Origin of the sequence: Sodalis sp. C49 (assembly GCF_046352915.1) — a bacterium.
Taxonomy (GTDB): domain Bacteria; phylum Pseudomonadota; class Gammaproteobacteria; order Enterobacterales; family Enterobacteriaceae; genus Acerihabitans.
The window spans coordinates 2,127,993-2,143,796 of record NZ_CP163303.1 but is presented as its reverse complement, the minus strand read 5'-3'; the positions used below and the strand labels follow the sequence as shown (position 1 = coordinate 2,143,796).

Annotated in this window: 13 protein-coding genes; 2 read left to right on the top strand and 11 right to left on the bottom strand. The window is 54.9% G+C overall.

What is annotated here, in order from left to right; all coding sequences use genetic code 11:
• Window positions 1-184: 184 nt before the first annotated feature.
• Genes nagC through nagB form a run of 3 tightly spaced genes read right to left on the bottom strand, consistent with a single transcriptional unit; the run spans window position 185 to window position 3,405 of the window.
• Complete coding sequence (gene nagC, locus ABUK12_RS09705; protein WP_410016078.1) at window positions 185-1,408, bottom strand: DNA-binding transcriptional regulator NagC; 1,224 nt, start codon at window positions 1,406-1,408, stop codon at window positions 185-187.
• An 18-nt stretch (window positions 1,409-1,426) separates the two neighbouring features.
• Complete coding sequence (nagA, locus tag ABUK12_RS09700) at window positions 1,427-2,575, bottom strand: N-acetylglucosamine-6-phosphate deacetylase (RefSeq protein ID WP_410016077.1); 1,149 nt, start codon at window positions 2,573-2,575, stop codon at window positions 1,427-1,429.
• 20 nt (window positions 2,576-2,595) lie between these two features.
• A complete protein-coding gene (gene nagB, locus ABUK12_RS09695; RefSeq protein ID WP_410016076.1) occupies window positions 2,596-3,405 on the bottom strand; it encodes a glucosamine-6-phosphate deaminase in 810 nt (269 codons plus the stop codon).
• A gap of 343 nt (window positions 3,406-3,748) precedes the next feature.
• On the opposite strand from nagB, the gene nagE reads away from it, so the two are divergent.
• Both nagE and glnS read left to right on the top strand, forming a co-directional pair.
• The gene (gene nagE, locus ABUK12_RS09690) at window positions 3,749-5,791 is read left to right on the top strand and encodes an N-acetylglucosamine-specific PTS transporter subunit IIBC (RefSeq protein ID WP_410016075.1); all 2,043 of its coding nucleotides are present in this window, start codon (window positions 3,749-3,751) and stop codon (window positions 5,789-5,791) included.
• Between the two features lie 283 nt (window positions 5,792-6,074).
• Window positions 6,075-7,742, top strand: coding sequence for a glutamine--tRNA ligase (gene glnS / locus ABUK12_RS09685; protein WP_410016074.1), 1,668 nt, complete (start codon window positions 6,075-6,077; stop codon window positions 7,740-7,742).
• A 51-nt stretch (window positions 7,743-7,793) separates the two neighbouring features.
• Here the strand turns inward: glnS and alsK are convergent, their stop codons facing one another.
• The 8 genes from alsK to fldA all read right to left on the bottom strand — a co-directional run bounded on the left by alsK (window position 7,794) and on the right by fldA (window position 15,710).
• Window positions 7,794-8,717 carry an allose kinase gene (alsK, locus tag ABUK12_RS09680; protein WP_410016073.1) on the bottom strand — a complete coding sequence of 308 codons (924 nt, stop codon included), beginning with the start codon at window positions 8,715-8,717 and terminating at the stop codon, window positions 7,794-7,796.
• Window position 8,718: 1 nt separating this feature from the next.
• The gene (gene alsE, locus ABUK12_RS09675) at window positions 8,719-9,396 is read right to left on the bottom strand and encodes a D-allulose 6-phosphate 3-epimerase (RefSeq protein WP_410016072.1); all 678 of its coding nucleotides are present in this window, start codon (window positions 9,394-9,396) and stop codon (window positions 8,719-8,721) included.
• 9 nt (window positions 9,397-9,405) lie between these two features.
• On the bottom strand, window positions 9,406-10,353 hold the full coding sequence (gene alsC / locus ABUK12_RS09670; protein ID WP_410016071.1) for a D-allose ABC transporter permease: 948 nt from the start codon (window positions 10,351-10,353) through the stop codon (window positions 9,406-9,408).
• An 11-nt stretch (window positions 10,354-10,364) separates the two neighbouring features.
• On the bottom strand, window positions 10,365-11,903 hold the full coding sequence (gene alsA / locus ABUK12_RS09665; RefSeq protein WP_410016070.1) for a D-allose ABC transporter ATP-binding protein AlsA: 1,539 nt from the start codon (window positions 11,901-11,903) through the stop codon (window positions 10,365-10,367).
• A gap of 57 nt (window positions 11,904-11,960) precedes the next feature.
• The gene (alsB, locus tag ABUK12_RS09660; protein ID WP_410016069.1) at window positions 11,961-12,896 is read right to left on the bottom strand and encodes a D-allose transporter substrate-binding protein; all 936 of its coding nucleotides are present in this window, start codon (window positions 12,894-12,896) and stop codon (window positions 11,961-11,963) included.
• Window positions 12,897-12,917: 21 nt separating this feature from the next.
• Window positions 12,918-13,805 (bottom strand): transcriptional repressor AlsR, encoded by an 888-nt coding sequence (alsR, locus tag ABUK12_RS09655; protein ID WP_410016068.1) that lies wholly within the window; start codon window positions 13,803-13,805, stop codon window positions 12,918-12,920.
• Window positions 13,806-14,368: 563 nt separating this feature from the next.
• Window positions 14,369-14,839 (bottom strand): ferric iron uptake transcriptional regulator, encoded by a 471-nt coding sequence (fur, locus tag ABUK12_RS09650; protein WP_410016067.1) that lies wholly within the window; start codon window positions 14,837-14,839, stop codon window positions 14,369-14,371.
• Window positions 14,840-15,194: 355 nt separating this feature from the next.
• On the bottom strand, window positions 15,195-15,710 hold the full coding sequence (gene fldA, locus ABUK12_RS09645; RefSeq protein WP_410016066.1) for a flavodoxin FldA: 516 nt from the start codon (window positions 15,708-15,710) through the stop codon (window positions 15,195-15,197).
• Window positions 15,711-15,804: the final 94 nt, after the last annotated feature.

Sequence of the window (15,804 nt, the reverse complement as noted above, 5' to 3'; positions counted from 1 at the left end):
TGCTGTTGACATCGATTTAGCACTAAAATGACACCATTATTCAAGATCAATCAATGAAAAAAGCCATGCTGCTGGTGATAATTCATTTTTAAGCGGCTAATTATCAATAATCATCAATAAAAGAAGGAAAAACACCGGCAAATTTGACCGATCGTAAATGCCATAAAACCCGATGACCCGGCAATCAGCTGTTTTCCAGCAGGCGCTGGAGCAATACGCCGTTAAGCATCGCGCGCTTGACCAGCGCAAAGGCGCCGATGGCGGAGCCGTGATCCAGCGCGGAAATCACCACCGGCAGATTTTGGCGAAAACCGTTCAGTACCTGATTATCGATACAGCGCTGCACCGCCGGCAGCAACACCTTATGGGCTTCGGTAATCTCACCGGCCAGCACCACTTTTTGCGGATTGAACAGGTTAATGGCGATGGCCACCGCTTTGCCCAGGTGATGACCCACCTGCTCGATAACCTCGCAGGCCAGCGTATCGCCGCGATTGGCGGCTTTGCAAATGGCGCCGATCTGGCAATTATCCAGCGTCAGCCTGCTGGGGTAGCCCTGGTCGAGCAGGTGGCGCACCCGCTTTTCAATGGCGCCGTTGGCGGCGATGGTTTCCAGGCAGCCGAAATTGCCGCAATGGCAGCGCTCGCCCAGCGGGTCGACCTGGATATGGCCGATTTCCCCCACGTTACCGTTGCTGCCGAGAAAAATCTGGCCGTTGACCAGGATCCCGGCGCCGGTGCCGCGGTGCAAACGAACCAAAATGGAATCCGCGCAGTCCTGTGTTGCACCAAAATAGTGCTCCGCCAGCGCCAGACTGCGAATATCGTGGCCGACAAAAGCGGTAAGATGAAAGCGTTTTTGCAAATTTTCCACCAGCGGCCAGGCGCTCACGCTGATATGCGGCATATAACGCACCACCCCGGAATACGGATCCACCAGGCCCGGCAGGATCACCGAAATGGCGATGAGCTCCCGGGATTTACGCTGGATCTGCTCCAGGAAACGCGCGATGGCGCTGAACAGCGCCGCTTCCAGCGCCTGCTGCGTGGTTTCCGGCAGCGGGGTGAATTCTTCGTACAGTGATTTGCCGGTCAGATCGTAGAGGGTGATGGTGGTGTCATGGCGACCGAGACGCACGCCAATCGCCTGGAAGGCGCGGGTTTCGGCGACGATGGAGATGGCGCGCCGGCCGCCGGTGGAAGCCTGCTGGTCCACCTCGCGGATCAGTCCCCGCTCCAGCAGCTGACGGGTGATTTTGGTGATGCTGGCCGGCGCCAGCTGGCTTTGTTCGGCAATCTGGATGCGCGAAATCGGCCCCGACATATCGATCAGGCGGTACACCGCAGCGCTGTTGAGCTGTTTGACCAGGTCAACGTTTCCTATCGGGGCGTGTCCGCCTGGGGTCATCGGTTTATTACTCGCTCATCAGAGAACTTCGTTGCCATTAACGATAGTCCTGGTTATCCGGTAATCGCGGGTGAACGCCGTCAGGTTAGCCACCTTGCCTGCCTGCAAGGTACCCAACTGCGCCGCCACGCCCAGGGCCTGGGCCGGGTAAAGGGTCGCCATGCGCAATGCTTCATCCAGCGCGATACCGGCGAATTCCACGCTGTTGCGCACCGCTTCAATCATCGTCAGCGCCGAACCGCTCAGGGTGCCGTTTTCATCCAGACACAGGCCGTCCCGGTAGTATATTGTTTTACCGGCAAAAATGAACCGATCAATCTGGTTATCGGCGCCGGCGGGCGCGGTGGCGTCGGTGACCAGCACCAGTTTATCGCCCTTGATGCGTTTGGTGTTGCGAATATTGGCGTAGTTGACGTGCAGTCCGTCGGCGATGATGCCGCAATAGAGCGACGGCGTGTCGTAAATTGCGCCGATAAGCCCGGGCTCGCGTCCGGTAAGGGGCGGCATGGCGTTGAACAGATGGGTGGCGAAGCCGATGCCGGCGGCAAAACCCGCTTTCGCCTCATCATAGGTGGCGTTGGAATGACCGGCCGACACCATGATGCCCGCCTGGCTCAGCCGGCGGATAATCCCGACGTCGACCTGTTCCGGCGCCAGGGTCAACTGGGCGATGACATCGGCGTTGGCGCACAGGTAATCCACCATTTCCGGCGAGGGCTTGCGCATCAGCGCCGGATCGTGCGTGCCTTTTTTTATCGGATTCAGGTAAGGCCCTTCCAGGTGCAGGCCCAATGCCTGGTGCTTATGCTGCGCCAGGAATGCGCGCATCACCTCGACGGCGCGGCGCATAAACGCATCGGTGCTGGTAATCAGGGTGGGCAAAAAGCTGGTGCAGCCCGATTTGACATTGGCGCGCTGCATGATTTCCAGCGTTTCCACCGTCAGGGCGTCCAGGGAATCATTGAACTGCACGCCGCCGCAGCCGTTAAGCTGCAGGTCGATAAATCCCGGGGCCAGGATGGCGCCGTCGAGATCGCGCCGCTCAATATCCGCCGGCAGCGAATCCAGCGGGCAGACCGCGTCGATTGCCCCGTCATTGATGATTACCGCATGATGTTCAAGGACTTGGAGACCGGTAAAGATCCGGCCGTTGGTAAATGCGTACATCGTTCGCTCCCGGTTATCAATCAGCTGTTTTTCAGGCTCAGGGTACTGGCGGCTTCCAGTTCGCGGAAATATTTTACCGTCTTCACTTTCAGCTCCATGGTGGAGGGTTCGTCGCACACCATCACCGCTTTAGCATGAAGCTGCAGGCAACTTATTGTCCACATATGATTCACGTTGCCTTCCACCGCCGCCTGCAGCGCCAGCGCTTTGTTGTGGCCGATGACCAGGATCATCACTTCTTCGGCGTCCAGCAGTGTGCCGACGCCGACGGTCAGGGCAAAACGCGGCACCTGCTCGATATCATTGTCAAAGAAACGGGAATTGGCCCGGCGGGTTTCCAGCGTCAGGGTCTTGACGCGGGTGCGCGACGCCAGGGAGGAGGCGGGTTCGTTAAAGGCGATATGCCCGTCATTGCCGACGCCGCCCATAAACAGATGGATCTTGCCGTACGACTTGATTTTTTCTTCATAGCGGCGGCATTCCGCGTCGATATCATCGGCGTTGCCGTTGAGCAGATTGATGTTTTCCCGCGGAATATTCACGTGATCGAAGAAATTGCGATGCATAAAGGTGTAATAGCTTTCCGGATGGGCGGCGGGCAGGCCGACGTACTCATCCATGTTAAACGTCACCACGTGCTCGAAGCTGACCTGGCCCGCTTTATGCATCTGAATAAGATATTTGTAGGCTTCCAACGGCGTGCTGCCGGTGGGCAGTCCGAGAATAAAAGGGCGTGCGGCGGTGGGGTTGAAGGCATTGATGCGCTCGACGATATGACGAGCGGCCCATTTGCCGACGTCGGCGGCGGTTTCTAACGGAATAAGTCTCATGACTGACCTCTTTAATAGATAAAAACGGGTGTCCGCAGCGGTGTTAACAGTATAACGTTAGCGCGCAGGCATTACATAGCGGGAGCCAGGGCGCCCTGACCGCACGGCAAAAGTATAAGCTGATTATTCGCGATGCAAAATAAGTTTGACATATTTAGTAGAATAAGTCACAAATCTTACCGGTTCAAGGTGATTCTAATCACATAATACCGGTAATTAATTTGCGTTGAAAATTAAACTTTCTACACTGCGTATGAGCAGCTTCGTCAGGCGCGGTTTTCGCAGGCAAGGGTTAGACAGCCTACATTGTGGGTTGATCGATAAGGTCAAAAGGGGAATCAAGGTGAATATACTCAGTTATCTTCAAAAAATAGGCCGCGCGTTGATGGTGCCGGTGGCAACGTTGCCCGCCGCCGCCATCCTGATGGGCGTCGGTTACTGGATCGACCCGGTGGGCTGGGGCGGCGGCAGCGCCTGGGCGGCCTTCTTTATCAAGGCCGGATCGGCGATTATAGAAAATATGTCGGTGTTGTTCGCCGTCGGCGTGGCCTACGGCATGTCCAAGGACAAAGACGGCGCGGCGGCCTTATCCGGCCTGGTCGGCTTTCTGGTGGTCACCACCCTGTGCGCGCCGGCTTCCGTGTCGATGATCCAGCATATTCCCCTGGCCGATGTGCCCGCGGCCTTCGGTAAAATCAATAACCAGTTTGTCGGCATCCTGGTGGGGATTATCTCCGCCGAGCTGTACAACCGCTTCAGCCATGTCGAGCTGACCAAGGCGCTGTCGTTCTTCAGCGGACGGCGGCTGGTGCCGATCCTGGTGTCCTTCGTCATGATCCTGGTGGCCTTTATCCTGATGTACGTTTGGCCGCTGGTGTTTAACGCCCTGGTATCGTTCGGCGAGCATATCCAGCAGCTCGGTTCGGTGGGTGCCGGTATCTACGCCTTCTTTAACCGGCTGTTAATCCCGGTGGGATTACACCACGCGCTGAACTCGGTGTTCTGGTTCGACGTGGCCGGCATCAACGACATACCCAAATTTTTCGGCGGCCAGCAGTCCATTGACGCGGGCACCGCCATCGTCGGTATTACCGGGCGTTACCAGGCCGGATTCTTCCCGATCATGATGTTCGGCCTGCCGGGCGCCGCCCTGGCCATTTATCAATGCGCCCGTCCGGAAAACAAAAGCAAGGTGGCCGGGATCATGATTGCCGGCGCGTTTGCCGCCTTTTTTACCGGGATCACCGAACCGCTGGAATTTTCCTTTATGTTCGTGGCGCCGGTACTGTATTTCCTGCATGCCCTGTTAACCGGGCTGTCGGTATTCATCGCCGCGCAAATGCATTGGATGGCGGGGTTTGGTTTCAGCGCCGGCCTGGTGGATATGGTGCTTTCCTCGCGCAATCCGCTGGCGGTCCATTGGTATATGCTGATCCCGCAGGGACTGGTGTTCTTTGTTATTTACTACCTGGTGTTCCGTTTTACCATCAAACGCTTCAACCTGCTGACTCCTGGGCGTGAACTGGCGGTCGCCGGCGACGAAAGCGACGGCTATAACGTCGACGTCGAACCGGCCATGGCCACCACCAAGTCCGGTGAAACCCAGGCGCTGGCCCGTCGTTACATCAGCGCGGTGGGCGGCTCGGAAAACCTGACCGGCATTGACGCCTGTATCACTCGTCTGCGGCTGAACGTGAAGGATTCGTCGCTGGTCAACGATTCCCTGGCAAAAAATCTCGGCGCCCAGGGCGTTATCCGTCTTAATAAGGAAAGCGTGCAGGTGATTGTCGGCACCCGAGCCGAAATTATCGCCGGTGCCATGCGTACCGTGCTGGCCGAAGGGCCGGTCGCGGCGTCGCGCTCCGTTTCCCAACCCGCGGCGGTGCAGCCGGCCGCGGTGGTTCATGAGCCGGTGGCGCGCCCGGTGGTGGTTAGCCTGACGTCGCCGATAACCGGTGATATCGTACCCTTGGATCAGGTGCCGGACGAAGCCTTCGCCAGCAAAGCGGTGGGTGACGGCGTCGCCATCCGCCCGACCGGGAAACTGGTGCTGTCGCCGGCTAACGGCACCCTGGTCAAGGTCTTCGGCACCCATCACGCGTTCTGCCTGGAAACCGACGCCGGCGCCGAAGTGATTGTGCATATCGGCATTGATACCGTCGGACTGCAGGGCCAGGGTTTTACGTCCCTGGTGGAAGAGGGCAGCAAGGTCACCCAGGGGCAGCCGATATTGGAGCTGGATCTGGACTATCTCAATGCCAATGCCCGCTCGATGATAAGCCCGGTGGTGATCAGCAATATGGATGAGTTTGGCGCCATTACCGCTATCGCCAGCGGCGCGGTGGTCGCAGGCGTAACACCGCTGCTGGATGTTACCGCCAAATAAGGCCGCCCTCGTTACCCGGCTCCGGCGCGGTTCGCGCGCCGGTGTCCGTTTCTCCCCGACACGGCGTTTTTCCCCCGATTCTGTTCCCGGTTATCCTCCGGCGCAGTTGCGCCTATGCTAATATAGCCTCCCGGTTACCCAGCCTGTCCGTCAGGGCGACAGGACGGCCGCGGCACCGCGCCCGGCGCCATAAGAATTTCTGCAACTAACGGTTGTGTCGGGACGTGGCTTGTTGGAACATAAGCATAATGAATGTCGTGCGTTCGCGTAGAGGAAATGCAATATGAGTGAGGCAGAAGCCCGCCCAACTAATTTTATTCGTCAAATAATTGACGAAGATTTGGCAACCGGTAAGCACCATTCGGTGCATACCCGTTTTCCGCCGGAGCCTAACGGCTATCTGCATATCGGCCATGCCAAGGCCATTTGCCTGAATTTCGGCATCGCCCAGGATTACCAGGGCCAATGCAATCTGCGCTTCGACGATACCAACCCGGTGAAAGAAGATATAGAATTCGTCGATTCAATCAAAGAAGACGTGCAGTGGCTTGGTTTTAAATGGAGCGGCAATATCCATTACTCCTCCGATTATTTCGATCAGCTGCATGCCTATGCCATCGAGCTTATCAATAAAGGGTTGGCTTATGTGGATGAGCTTTCACCCGACGCCATTCGCGAATACCGCGGCAACCTCACCACGCCCGGCCGGAACAGTCCGTTTCGCGATCGCTCGGTCGAGGACAACCTGGCGCTGTTTACCATTATGCGCAACGGCGGTTTCCCCGAGGGCAGCGCCTGCCTGCGGGCTAAAATCGATATGGCCTCGCCGTTTATGGTGATGCGCGATCCGGTGCTGTACCGCATTAAATTTGCCGAACACCACCAGACCGGTTCGAAGTGGTGCATCTATCCGATGTATGACTTCACCCACTGTATTTCCGACGCCCTCGAAGGCATCACCCATTCGCTGTGTACCCTGGAATTCCAGGATAACCGCCGTTTATATGACTGGGTGCTGGACAATATCACTATCGATTGTCATCCCCGTCAGTATGAATTTTCGCGCCTCAATCTTGAATACGCCATTATGTCCAAGCGCAAGCTGACCCAACTGGTGGCGGAGAATATTGTCGAGGGCTGGGACGACCCGCGCATGCCGACCATCTCCGGCCTGCGGCGCCGTGGTTATACCGCCGCGTCCATTCGTGAATTCTGCCGGCGCATCGGCGTCACCAAACAGGAAAACAACGTGGAAATCGCCGCGCTGGAAGCCTGTATCCGTGAAGATCTCAATGAAACCGCGCCGCGCGCCATGGCGGTGATCGATCCGGTAAAACTGGTGATAGAAAACCTGCCGGCCGGGCACGAGGAAACCGTGACCATGCCGACGCATCCCAATAAACCCGAGATGGGCGAGCGCCAGGTGGCTTTTAGCCGCGAGATTTATATCGATCGGGCGGATTTTCGCGAGGAAGCCAACAAACAGTACAAGCGCCTGGTGTTGGGCAAGGAAGTGCGCCTGCGCAACGCCTATGTGATCAAGGCGGAGCGTATCGACAAGGATGAGCAGGGCGAGATCAGCGTCATTTACTGCACCTACGATCCGGAGACCCTGAGCAAGGACCCGGCGGATGGGCGCAAGGTGAAAGGGGTGATTCATTGGGTCTCGGCGACCCACGGCGTCCCCGCCGAGTTTCGTTTGTACGATCGCCTGTTCAGCGACCCTAACCCCGCCTCGGCGGATGATTTCCTCGCGACGCTGAACCCGGAGTCGCTGGTCATCAAACAAGGCTTTGTGGAGGCCAGCGCGCTTGAGGCGCTGCCGGGCAAGCCCTACCAGTTTGAACGCGAAGGGTATTTCTGCGCCGACAGCCGCTATTTCAGCGTGGAAAAACCGGTGTTTAACCGCACCGTAGGCCTGCGCGATACCTGGACCAAAACCGCCGTTTGACGCCGCGCCGGCGCCGCGGTATCGACCGCGGCGCTGCGTGCGACGCGTAGCCTAACCGGCGGCGCACGCAGCCTGCGCGACCCGAAGTCCCAGCCTGGCGGCGCCGATGGCGCCGTTAAACGCCGACGAGGACGCTTTGGCAAAAATGATTTCCTCATAGGGCAACGGCTTGCGAATAAAGTCGCCGGCCCTGGCAATCAGCCGATCGTAGGGGAAATCCACCATATCCATCACGCCGCCCCCCAGCAGGATATGATCGGGATCAAACAGGTTTACGCCGGTGGCAATCGCCTTGGCCGCCGTGTCGATAAAGCCGGTAATATAGCTATCGCCATGGGCGCAGGTGAAAATATCGGACAGCGCGTAGTCATGCGCCGCGCCGTGATACCATCGCGCCAGCGCCACGCCTGAACAGACGGTTTCCAGGCAGCCTGTATTACCGCAGCCGCAGCGCGCGCCGTCATCGCCCAGGGGAATGTGCCCCAGTTCGCCGGCCACGCCATGCGCGCCGACATAAGGCGCGCCGTTGAGCCAAATGGCAAACCCGAACCCGGTGCCAAGATAACATCCCAGCACCAGCTTATCCCCCAGGCGCTGCTCGCTCACGTCATAAAACAGCTGCAGGTTTACGTCACGCTCAAAGGCCACCGGGCATTGCAGGCGCCGCTCCAGTTCTGCCGCCAGATCCACAAATTCGCGGGTGGCGCAGGGCAGGTTGGGCGTGGACATGATGGTTTTCCTGTCCCGGGCTATGGACGCGGGAAAGCCAATCATCACTGCGGCGACCCCGGCGCCGCGCTGGACGAGAAAGCGGCCGATAAAAGCCGACAATCCTTCCGCCAGGCCGCTTTCCACTACCGGCAGAGTGCGCTCTTTCGCCGTGACCAGTACCTGGCCATCGGGCGATAACAAACAGATGCGGATATGGGTGGCGCCCATATCCACGCCGACTATCACCAACCGCCTGTTTTTCATCTTAGCTGGCCTCTTTCCGCGCGTCCTGGATTTGGTCGGTCATCATTTTCCACGCCTGGTGGATATCCGGCGCATTATTAAACAGGCCGGAAGAACCGACGATAAAGACATCCGCGCCCGCCGCGATCAGCGAACGGTAGGTGCGCTGGTTGCATGAACCGTCAATTTCAATTTCATACCGCAAACCGTGGCTCTCGCGGTATGCCTTGAGCTGGCCTATTTTTTCCAGCATTTCGGTGATAAACGGCTGGCCGGCAAAACCGGGATCGACGGTCATGACGGTAATTTTGTCCGCCAGATGGATATAATATTTCATCATCTCCACCGACGATTCAGGATTGAGTATCAATCCCACGCCCAATCCCAGGGACCTGATCTTCTCAATAAGCCGAAAGGCCTGGCCGGACAAGGTTTCCGGATGAAGGGTAATCATGCCGGCGCCCGCCTTCGCCAGGCTGTCGATATAATCTTCCGGATGGGTGACCATTAAATGGCAATCCAGGGGCTTACTGGCGAGGCGCTTGACCTGCTCGACAAAAAACGGCGACAGCGTCAGATTGGGCACAAAATGCCCGTCCATGATATCGATATGGATATAATCCGCATGACGATCGATAAATTCAATTTGCTCTTTAAACTTTAATAAATCCATGCACATTAAAGAAGGGGATATCTTCATATCGGTTACCTATTTACTGATAAGTCGATCTAAAGCCACGGCGGCGATAATCAATCCCCCCATGACAACTAATTGGTAATACGTTTGCACCTGAAGAATATTAAGGCCATTGTTAATCGTGCCAATAATTAAACCACCAATTACCACCGAGAATATTCGTCCCTTGCCGCCAAAAAAACTGGTGCCGCCGATAATGGCGCTGGCGATGGCATAGGTCTCAAAGCCAATGCCGGCCAAAGGCTCGGCCGCGCCCAAGCGCGCGGTGGATACCACGCCGGCGAGCCCGGCGCAGATGCCGGAAATAATAAACACTACCAGCATATGGAATTTAACGTCGATACCGGAAAAAAATGCCGAATTTTTGTTGCCGCCCAGGGCGTAAATATTTCTGCCAAGCCTGGTGCGCGCGGTAATAAACCACAGGATAACCGCAATGATCAAAGCAAAAATCACCGGTACCGGAATACCCAGCACGCTGCCGGCAAAGAAGTTAACAAAGCCGAATGAGAAGCCGTACACCGAGTTGGCATCGGAAATGACCAGGGTGATGCCGCGAAAAATAGCGTTGGTGCCGAGGGTAATAATAAAGGGATGCAGGCCGGTCCAGTTAACCAGGCAACCGTTGATGGCGCCCAATAGCCCGCCGACCACCACCCCGCCAATCAGCGCGGCGGAGACCGGGTCAAGACCCGCCAGCATCAGCTTGGCGGTCACCATGCCCGACAAGGCCAGGATAGCCCCCACCGACAGGTCGATGCCCGCCACCAGGATGGCGAAAAACTCGCCCATGCCGATCAAGACCGTTACCGAACTCTGTACCAGGATCTGGGTAATATTGTTGGTTTTCAGAAAATATTCACTGGATATAGAGCCGAATATGGCAACAATAATCGCCAGGATAAAAAACGTGCCGTACTGATCCCAGAATTTTTGGAAGTTAAAGGTGGCCTTCTCCATTTTTATTTCCCTCAGCTTTGTGGCAGAGCCCACGTCATAATATCTTCTTCCCCGATACTCTCATTATTGTCAAGAATATGGGCTAATGTCCCTTCGCAAAATATTGCGATACGGTCGCATACGGTAATGATTTCCGGCAGTTCGGATGACACCATCAATATGGTTTTTCCCGTGGCGGCCAATGTGCGCATCACCTTATAAATTTCCGCCTTGGCCCCGACATCAATGCCGCGGGTAGGTTCGTCAAAAATAATAACCTCCGGCTCGCAGCAGAGCCATTTTGATATCAATACCTTTTGTTGGTTGCCGCCGGATAACTCAGTGATATTTTGGTCCACCGAACTGCATTTCAGCGATAGCAGCCGCCGCTGCGTTTCCGCCAGCTGCCTTTCCTTATCCGCATTAAATAATCCCAGAGCACCTTTATAGCCGCCATCCTTAAGGCTTTTGCTGATGGCGATATTCTGCGCAATGGAAAAATTATCAAAAAAGCCGTTTTCACGCCGACTTTCGGTGATATATCCCATGCCCTTCTTCAGGGCGTCCAGCGGCGAAGAGGGCGTGATATCGACGTTATGCAGCATCACCTTGCCGCTGCTTTTCGGTTCCACGCCGAAGATGCAGTTCATGAATTCGGTGCGTCCCGACCCCACCAGTCCGGCAAAGCCCATGATTTCGCCCTTTTTTACCTGGAAGGAGACGTGCTTGACCCGGCGTTTATCCCGGCTGGTGATATTCTCCACCGCAAAGATGATATCGGCGTCCCCCGTGTCGCCGCCAACCTTCTCCTTAAGGGAGCGAAAGCGGTTTTGCAGCTCGCGTCCGACCATCAGCCGGACAATATCATCGTTGGTCACCTGTCCCATCTGCCCGGACGCGACGCTGCTGCCGTCCTTTAGCACCGTATAGCGGTTGCAGATGCGGCGTATTTCGTTAAGCTTATGCGATATATAGACAATCGCCGTGCCGTCCTGGCGCAGCTGGTTCATGATCAGGAACAGATAATCCACTTCGTTATAGGTCAGGGAAGAGGTCGGCTCGTCCATGATGATCACCCTGGCGTCCAGCATCAGGGTCTTGGCGATTTCCAGCATTTGCTTTTGGCTGATGGACAGGTTGCCCACCTTTTCGTCAAGCCGTATTTTCAGCCCCACGCGCAGCAGCATAATAGCCGCTTTGGTACGCATGTCGTGCCAGTCCACCACGTTTACGCCGAACACTTTTTTTACCGGCAGACGGCCGATAAATAAATTCTCCAACACGGTTAATTCATCGATAACGCTTAATTCCTGGTAAATTATACCAATGCCCAATCTGGCAGCGACTTTATGATCGAGCTTCGCGTACTCGACATCATTAATTATTATTTTCCCCGCCGTCGGTTCATAAATACCGGAAAGTATTTTCATCAAGGTTGATTTGCCGGCGCCGTTTTCACCTAATAAAGCATGTATCTCATTAGGGTATATTTCCAGGTCAACTGATTGCAACGCCTGGACGGGACCAAAGGATTTGGCGATCCCCTCCATTTTAATATATGGAGTGCTCATATTACTCTCCGGATTAATGACAAGACGGCGGGAATAGGCGGTCTTGCGGCACCTGGACTATTTGGTGACTAATATAGAATCGACGGTTTCAATTTTCGGCTGGGCATCAAGCGCAATCAGCTTGCCCGCTTTCACCGTATTCACCAGGATGGCCAGGCCGTTGGCGCCGATTTCCGCCGGATTCTGGGCCACGGTGGCGGTCATCATGCCCTGGGCGACCATCTTGCGCGCCTCGGGAATACCGTCGGTGCCGACCACCAGGATCTTGCCGGTCTGTCCCGCGTTGGCCACCGCCTGCGCCACGCCCATCGCCATGGTATCGTTGGCGCAGTAGAAGGCCTTCAGCTGGGGATGACGTTGCAGCACATTGGTCGCCACGTCCAGCGCCTTGATGCGATCCCAATCCGCCGGCTGGCTGGCCACCAGCTTGATATGGCTGTTGGCCTTGAACTCCGCGGTCGCGCCGTTGCGCCGCGCCTCGCCAGAGGCGTTGCCGGCCTTGCCTTCGATAATGGCCACTTCGCCGCCCTGGGCGCCCAAGCTGTCGATGATAAATTTGGCGCCTTTCGCGCCGACCGCGACATTATCGGTGGTGATAAAGGCTTCGACGTTGCCCTTGGCCTTGGCCAGGCTGGCTAAATCGATTTTTTCGTCGAGGTTAACCAGGTGAATCCCTTTCTGATAAGCCTTGGCGACGGGAATCACCAGATTCACCGCCGATAAAGGCGCAAAGGCGATGCCTTTATAATTCTTATTGGTTAAATCCTCGAATAATTGTAATTGCGATTGGAAGTCGCCTTCCGACGGTGACGCGAATATATCCACCGTCACGCCGAGATCCTGGGCCTTTTTCTCAATGCCTTGTTTCATCTCTACCCAGAAAGGGTTGGATAATGTTTTAAGAACAACGGCGTAATCGGCTGCCGCGTGGACCACGGTGGACAACATCAGTCCACAGGCGGCGCCACCGGCCAATTTAAGAAATTTATTCATTATTCTATCTCCAAAAGAGAATTATTTATAATCACGCTTCAGGTACTTGGTAATGGAACTCGTTTTTTCCAGGTTTTTATTCGCCAGCTCGATATCCTGCCGCGCTACCGAGACATAAAACGCATCCAGCAGCGTAAGCTGCAAAATACGGGCCGAAGCGTTTCTGCCTAATAACGGCGTTTCCGGCGCCGGTGAACAAATATTAAAATCAGCCAGCTGGGCTATAGGGGAATTGCTGCTATGGGTAATACAAATGATCTTGGCCCCATTATCCTTGGCAATCGACACCACCCGTTTCAGATCGCTGGTGCGGCCCGAATGGGATACCACCAACGCCACATCGCCCGGTTGCAACAGGGAGGCCGACATCATCATCAAATGCGCGTCCAGGTAGGCATTGCAACGCAAGCCGATTTTCAGGAATTTATGCTGCACGTCCGCGCAAATGGAATTAGAGCCGCCGACGCCGTACAGCTCGCGCTGATGGCCGGCAAAAAAGCATTGGGCCGCCTGCTGGATGACGTTGGCGTCGACTATCGCCTGGCCTTCGACAATGGTGCGTACGGTCAGGTTAAACACTTTGTTGACCACATCCTCCGGGCTGTCGGTGGGCGAGAGTTCGGCGGTGATATCATGGTCGGCATGATCGAAGTACTCGACGATGGCGCTGCGCAGCTGGCGAAAGCCGCTGAAACCGAGAATTTTCGACACCTTGACAATCATGGCTTCCGACAGGCCCAGACTCAGGGCCACCTCTTTGATCCCCGAGACGTCGGTGAGGTTGCCGGGAGATAAAAACCACTCCACTATCCGGCTTTCGTTTTCAGTCATGCCTTCTTGTTTAATACGAATATAAGGAGCAATGCCTATGCCGCGCGGCATATCGTTTTGCAGTTCCGCATCATTCATCTGGACTATCTCTGGTGATTAACATTGCCTGTCACTATATCACCATGGCGAAAGTTTAAAATCTGCTGCGAACTTCACGTTTTTTATTAATTTATAAATTAACTTTTTGTGTAAAAATCGAGTCACCGATCCGGGTTAATTTCAGGAAGGTATTTTTGGCTATATTAATTCAATAAAATCATATAATTAAAATGTATCTTTTGTTGTCGCTTACTGCTGGCAGCGAAAAATAGCTTTATCATCATATTCACAGAATAATTTACCCGGTGAAAAAATCGCAATAAAAACGCTGGCGTTTCAATGTATTACGCAGACGAGCCCAAAAAAGCGTCGCAGGGCCTCAATTTATTCTTTATTTATTTTTATTTTCTGTGAAGTTTTCTGGAGTTTGCCGGCGGTGAGCACGGCGGTGATTGGCGGATACGACGCTTGTCGACGCGCTTCGGGAAGGAAACGTTACCAGGGAAGGGGACGGGCGGCGTTTAGCCTCATTGAAAAAAATCGTTGCAGGGTGAGAAAGCGGCGCGATAACAGCCGCTTTGGAGAAACGGACCGCGCCGCGGTTATTCTTTTACGCCGTTGAGCATATCGGCGTGATCGTGCAGCGTTTCGTCTTCGCGGCAGTTGCCGATTTCACAATGCCCATACAGATATAAGCTATGGTTGGTCAGCTTGATATTGTGCCTTTTGGCAATATCACGCTGGCGCGCTTCGATGAACTCGTCGCGAAATTCGATAACCTTGCCGCAGTCCAGACAGATCAGGTGGTCATGATGATACTGTTGCGTCAGTTCAAAAACGGATTTGCCGCCTTCAAAATTGTGGCGGGTTACGATACCGGCGTCGTCAAATTGGTTTAGCACGCGATATACCGTGGCCAGGCCGATTTCCTCACCCATATCGATCAGTTTTTTGTACAGATCTTCCGCACTGACGTGATGGCATTCCGGATCTTGCAACACTTCCAGAATCTTCAGTCTGGGAAGGGTGACTTTCAGGCCGGCCTTCTTCAATGCAATATTATTGTCAGTCATGCGGGTTTAGTCCTGTTACTTTGATAATCTGATTGTAGGCTAGCTTAGCCTATAACATCGGTCGGCCCGAAAAATGTGACGCCGTCTCATTATAAGACTGCCTGTCCAAAATGAAAACCGCGCCTTGTTAACAACTATAGCCCGTTTCAGGGGGCGAATTCTGCAACATTTTGCTAAAAAGGGTGGAACCGCTGCGCTATTGTACCGCGTTGTGGATAAAAGTTAAAAACTTGTATCTATTAATTTGAAAGGATTTAGTTATCAGTGAGGTTGGCGGCGCCGTCCCGACGCCATGACGGCAACCGATTCTCTTGCCGGGCGCCGTCGCGACGGCACCCTCCCGCACGGCTTGACTTTAGCTGAGCTGCAATTCAGCGCTGATTTGCTTCACCCAGCCGTCCACGCGTTCATTGGTCAGCTCGGGCTGGCGGTCTTCGTCAATGGCCAGGCCGATGAAGTGATTGTCGTCCGCCAGTCCTTTCGACGCTTCGAAATGATAGCCGGCGGTGGGCCAGTGACCGACGATGGTCGCGCCGTTGGGCTCGATAATGTCGCGAATGGTGCCCATGGCGTCACAGAAATATTCGGCGTAATCCTCCTGATCGCCACAGCCGAACAGCGCCACTTTTTTGCCGGAGAAATCTATTTCTTCCAGGGTGGGGAAAAAATCATCCCAGTCACATTGCGCTTCGCCGTAATACCAGGTCGGGATGCCGAGCAGCAGGGTGTCGAACCGCGCCAGGTCTTCTTTACTACTTTTGGCAATGTCATGAACTTCGGCAACATCCGCACCCAGTTGCTTCTGAATCATTTTGGCAATATTTTCGGTATTGCCGGTGTCACTGCCAAAAAAAATGCCTACAGTTGCCATGAATTTGAAAACCTCTTAAATATTATGGATATGTTCCGTAACAGAATCAGCGATGCTCTGCGGCAATCATAGCAGACCCTTATGCGGGGAGAAA

What these genes read in the sequence shown, in the direction of transcription:
- nagC (WP_410016078.1), bottom strand. Translation starts at nt 1,408, where the DNA reads ATGACCCCAGGCGGACACGCCCCGATAGGAAACGTTGACCTGGTCAAA.
- nagA (WP_410016077.1), bottom strand. Translation starts at nt 2,575, where the DNA reads ATGTACGCATTTACCAACGGCCGGATCTTTACCGGTCTCCAAGTCCTT.
- nagB (WP_410016076.1), bottom strand. Translation starts at nt 3,405, where the DNA reads ATGAGACTTATTCCGTTAGAAACCGCCGCCGACGTCGGCAAATGGGCC.
- glnS (WP_410016074.1), top strand. Translation starts at nt 6,075, where the DNA reads ATGAGTGAGGCAGAAGCCCGCCCAACTAATTTTATTCGTCAAATAATT.
- alsK (WP_410016073.1), bottom strand. Translation starts at nt 8,717, where the DNA reads ATGAAAAACAGGCGGTTGGTGATAGTCGGCGTGGATATGGGCGCCACC.
- alsE (WP_410016072.1), bottom strand. Translation starts at nt 9,396, where the DNA reads ATGAAGATATCCCCTTCTTTAATGTGCATGGATTTATTAAAGTTTAAA.
- alsC (WP_410016071.1), bottom strand. Translation starts at nt 10,353, where the DNA reads ATGGAGAAGGCCACCTTTAACTTCCAAAAATTCTGGGATCAGTACGGC.
- alsA (WP_410016070.1), bottom strand. Translation starts at nt 11,903, where the DNA reads ATGAGCACTCCATATATTAAAATGGAGGGGATCGCCAAATCCTTTGGT.
- alsB (WP_410016069.1), bottom strand. Translation starts at nt 12,896, where the DNA reads ATGAATAAATTTCTTAAATTGGCCGGTGGCGCCGCCTGTGGACTGATG.
- alsR (WP_410016068.1), bottom strand. Translation starts at nt 13,805, where the DNA reads ATGAATGATGCGGAACTGCAAAACGATATGCCGCGCGGCATAGGCATT.
- fur (WP_410016067.1), bottom strand. Translation starts at nt 14,839, where the DNA reads ATGACTGACAATAATATTGCATTGAAGAAGGCCGGCCTGAAAGTCACC.
- fldA (WP_410016066.1), bottom strand. Translation starts at nt 15,710, where the DNA reads ATGGCAACTGTAGGCATTTTTTTTGGCAGTGACACCGGCAATACCGAA.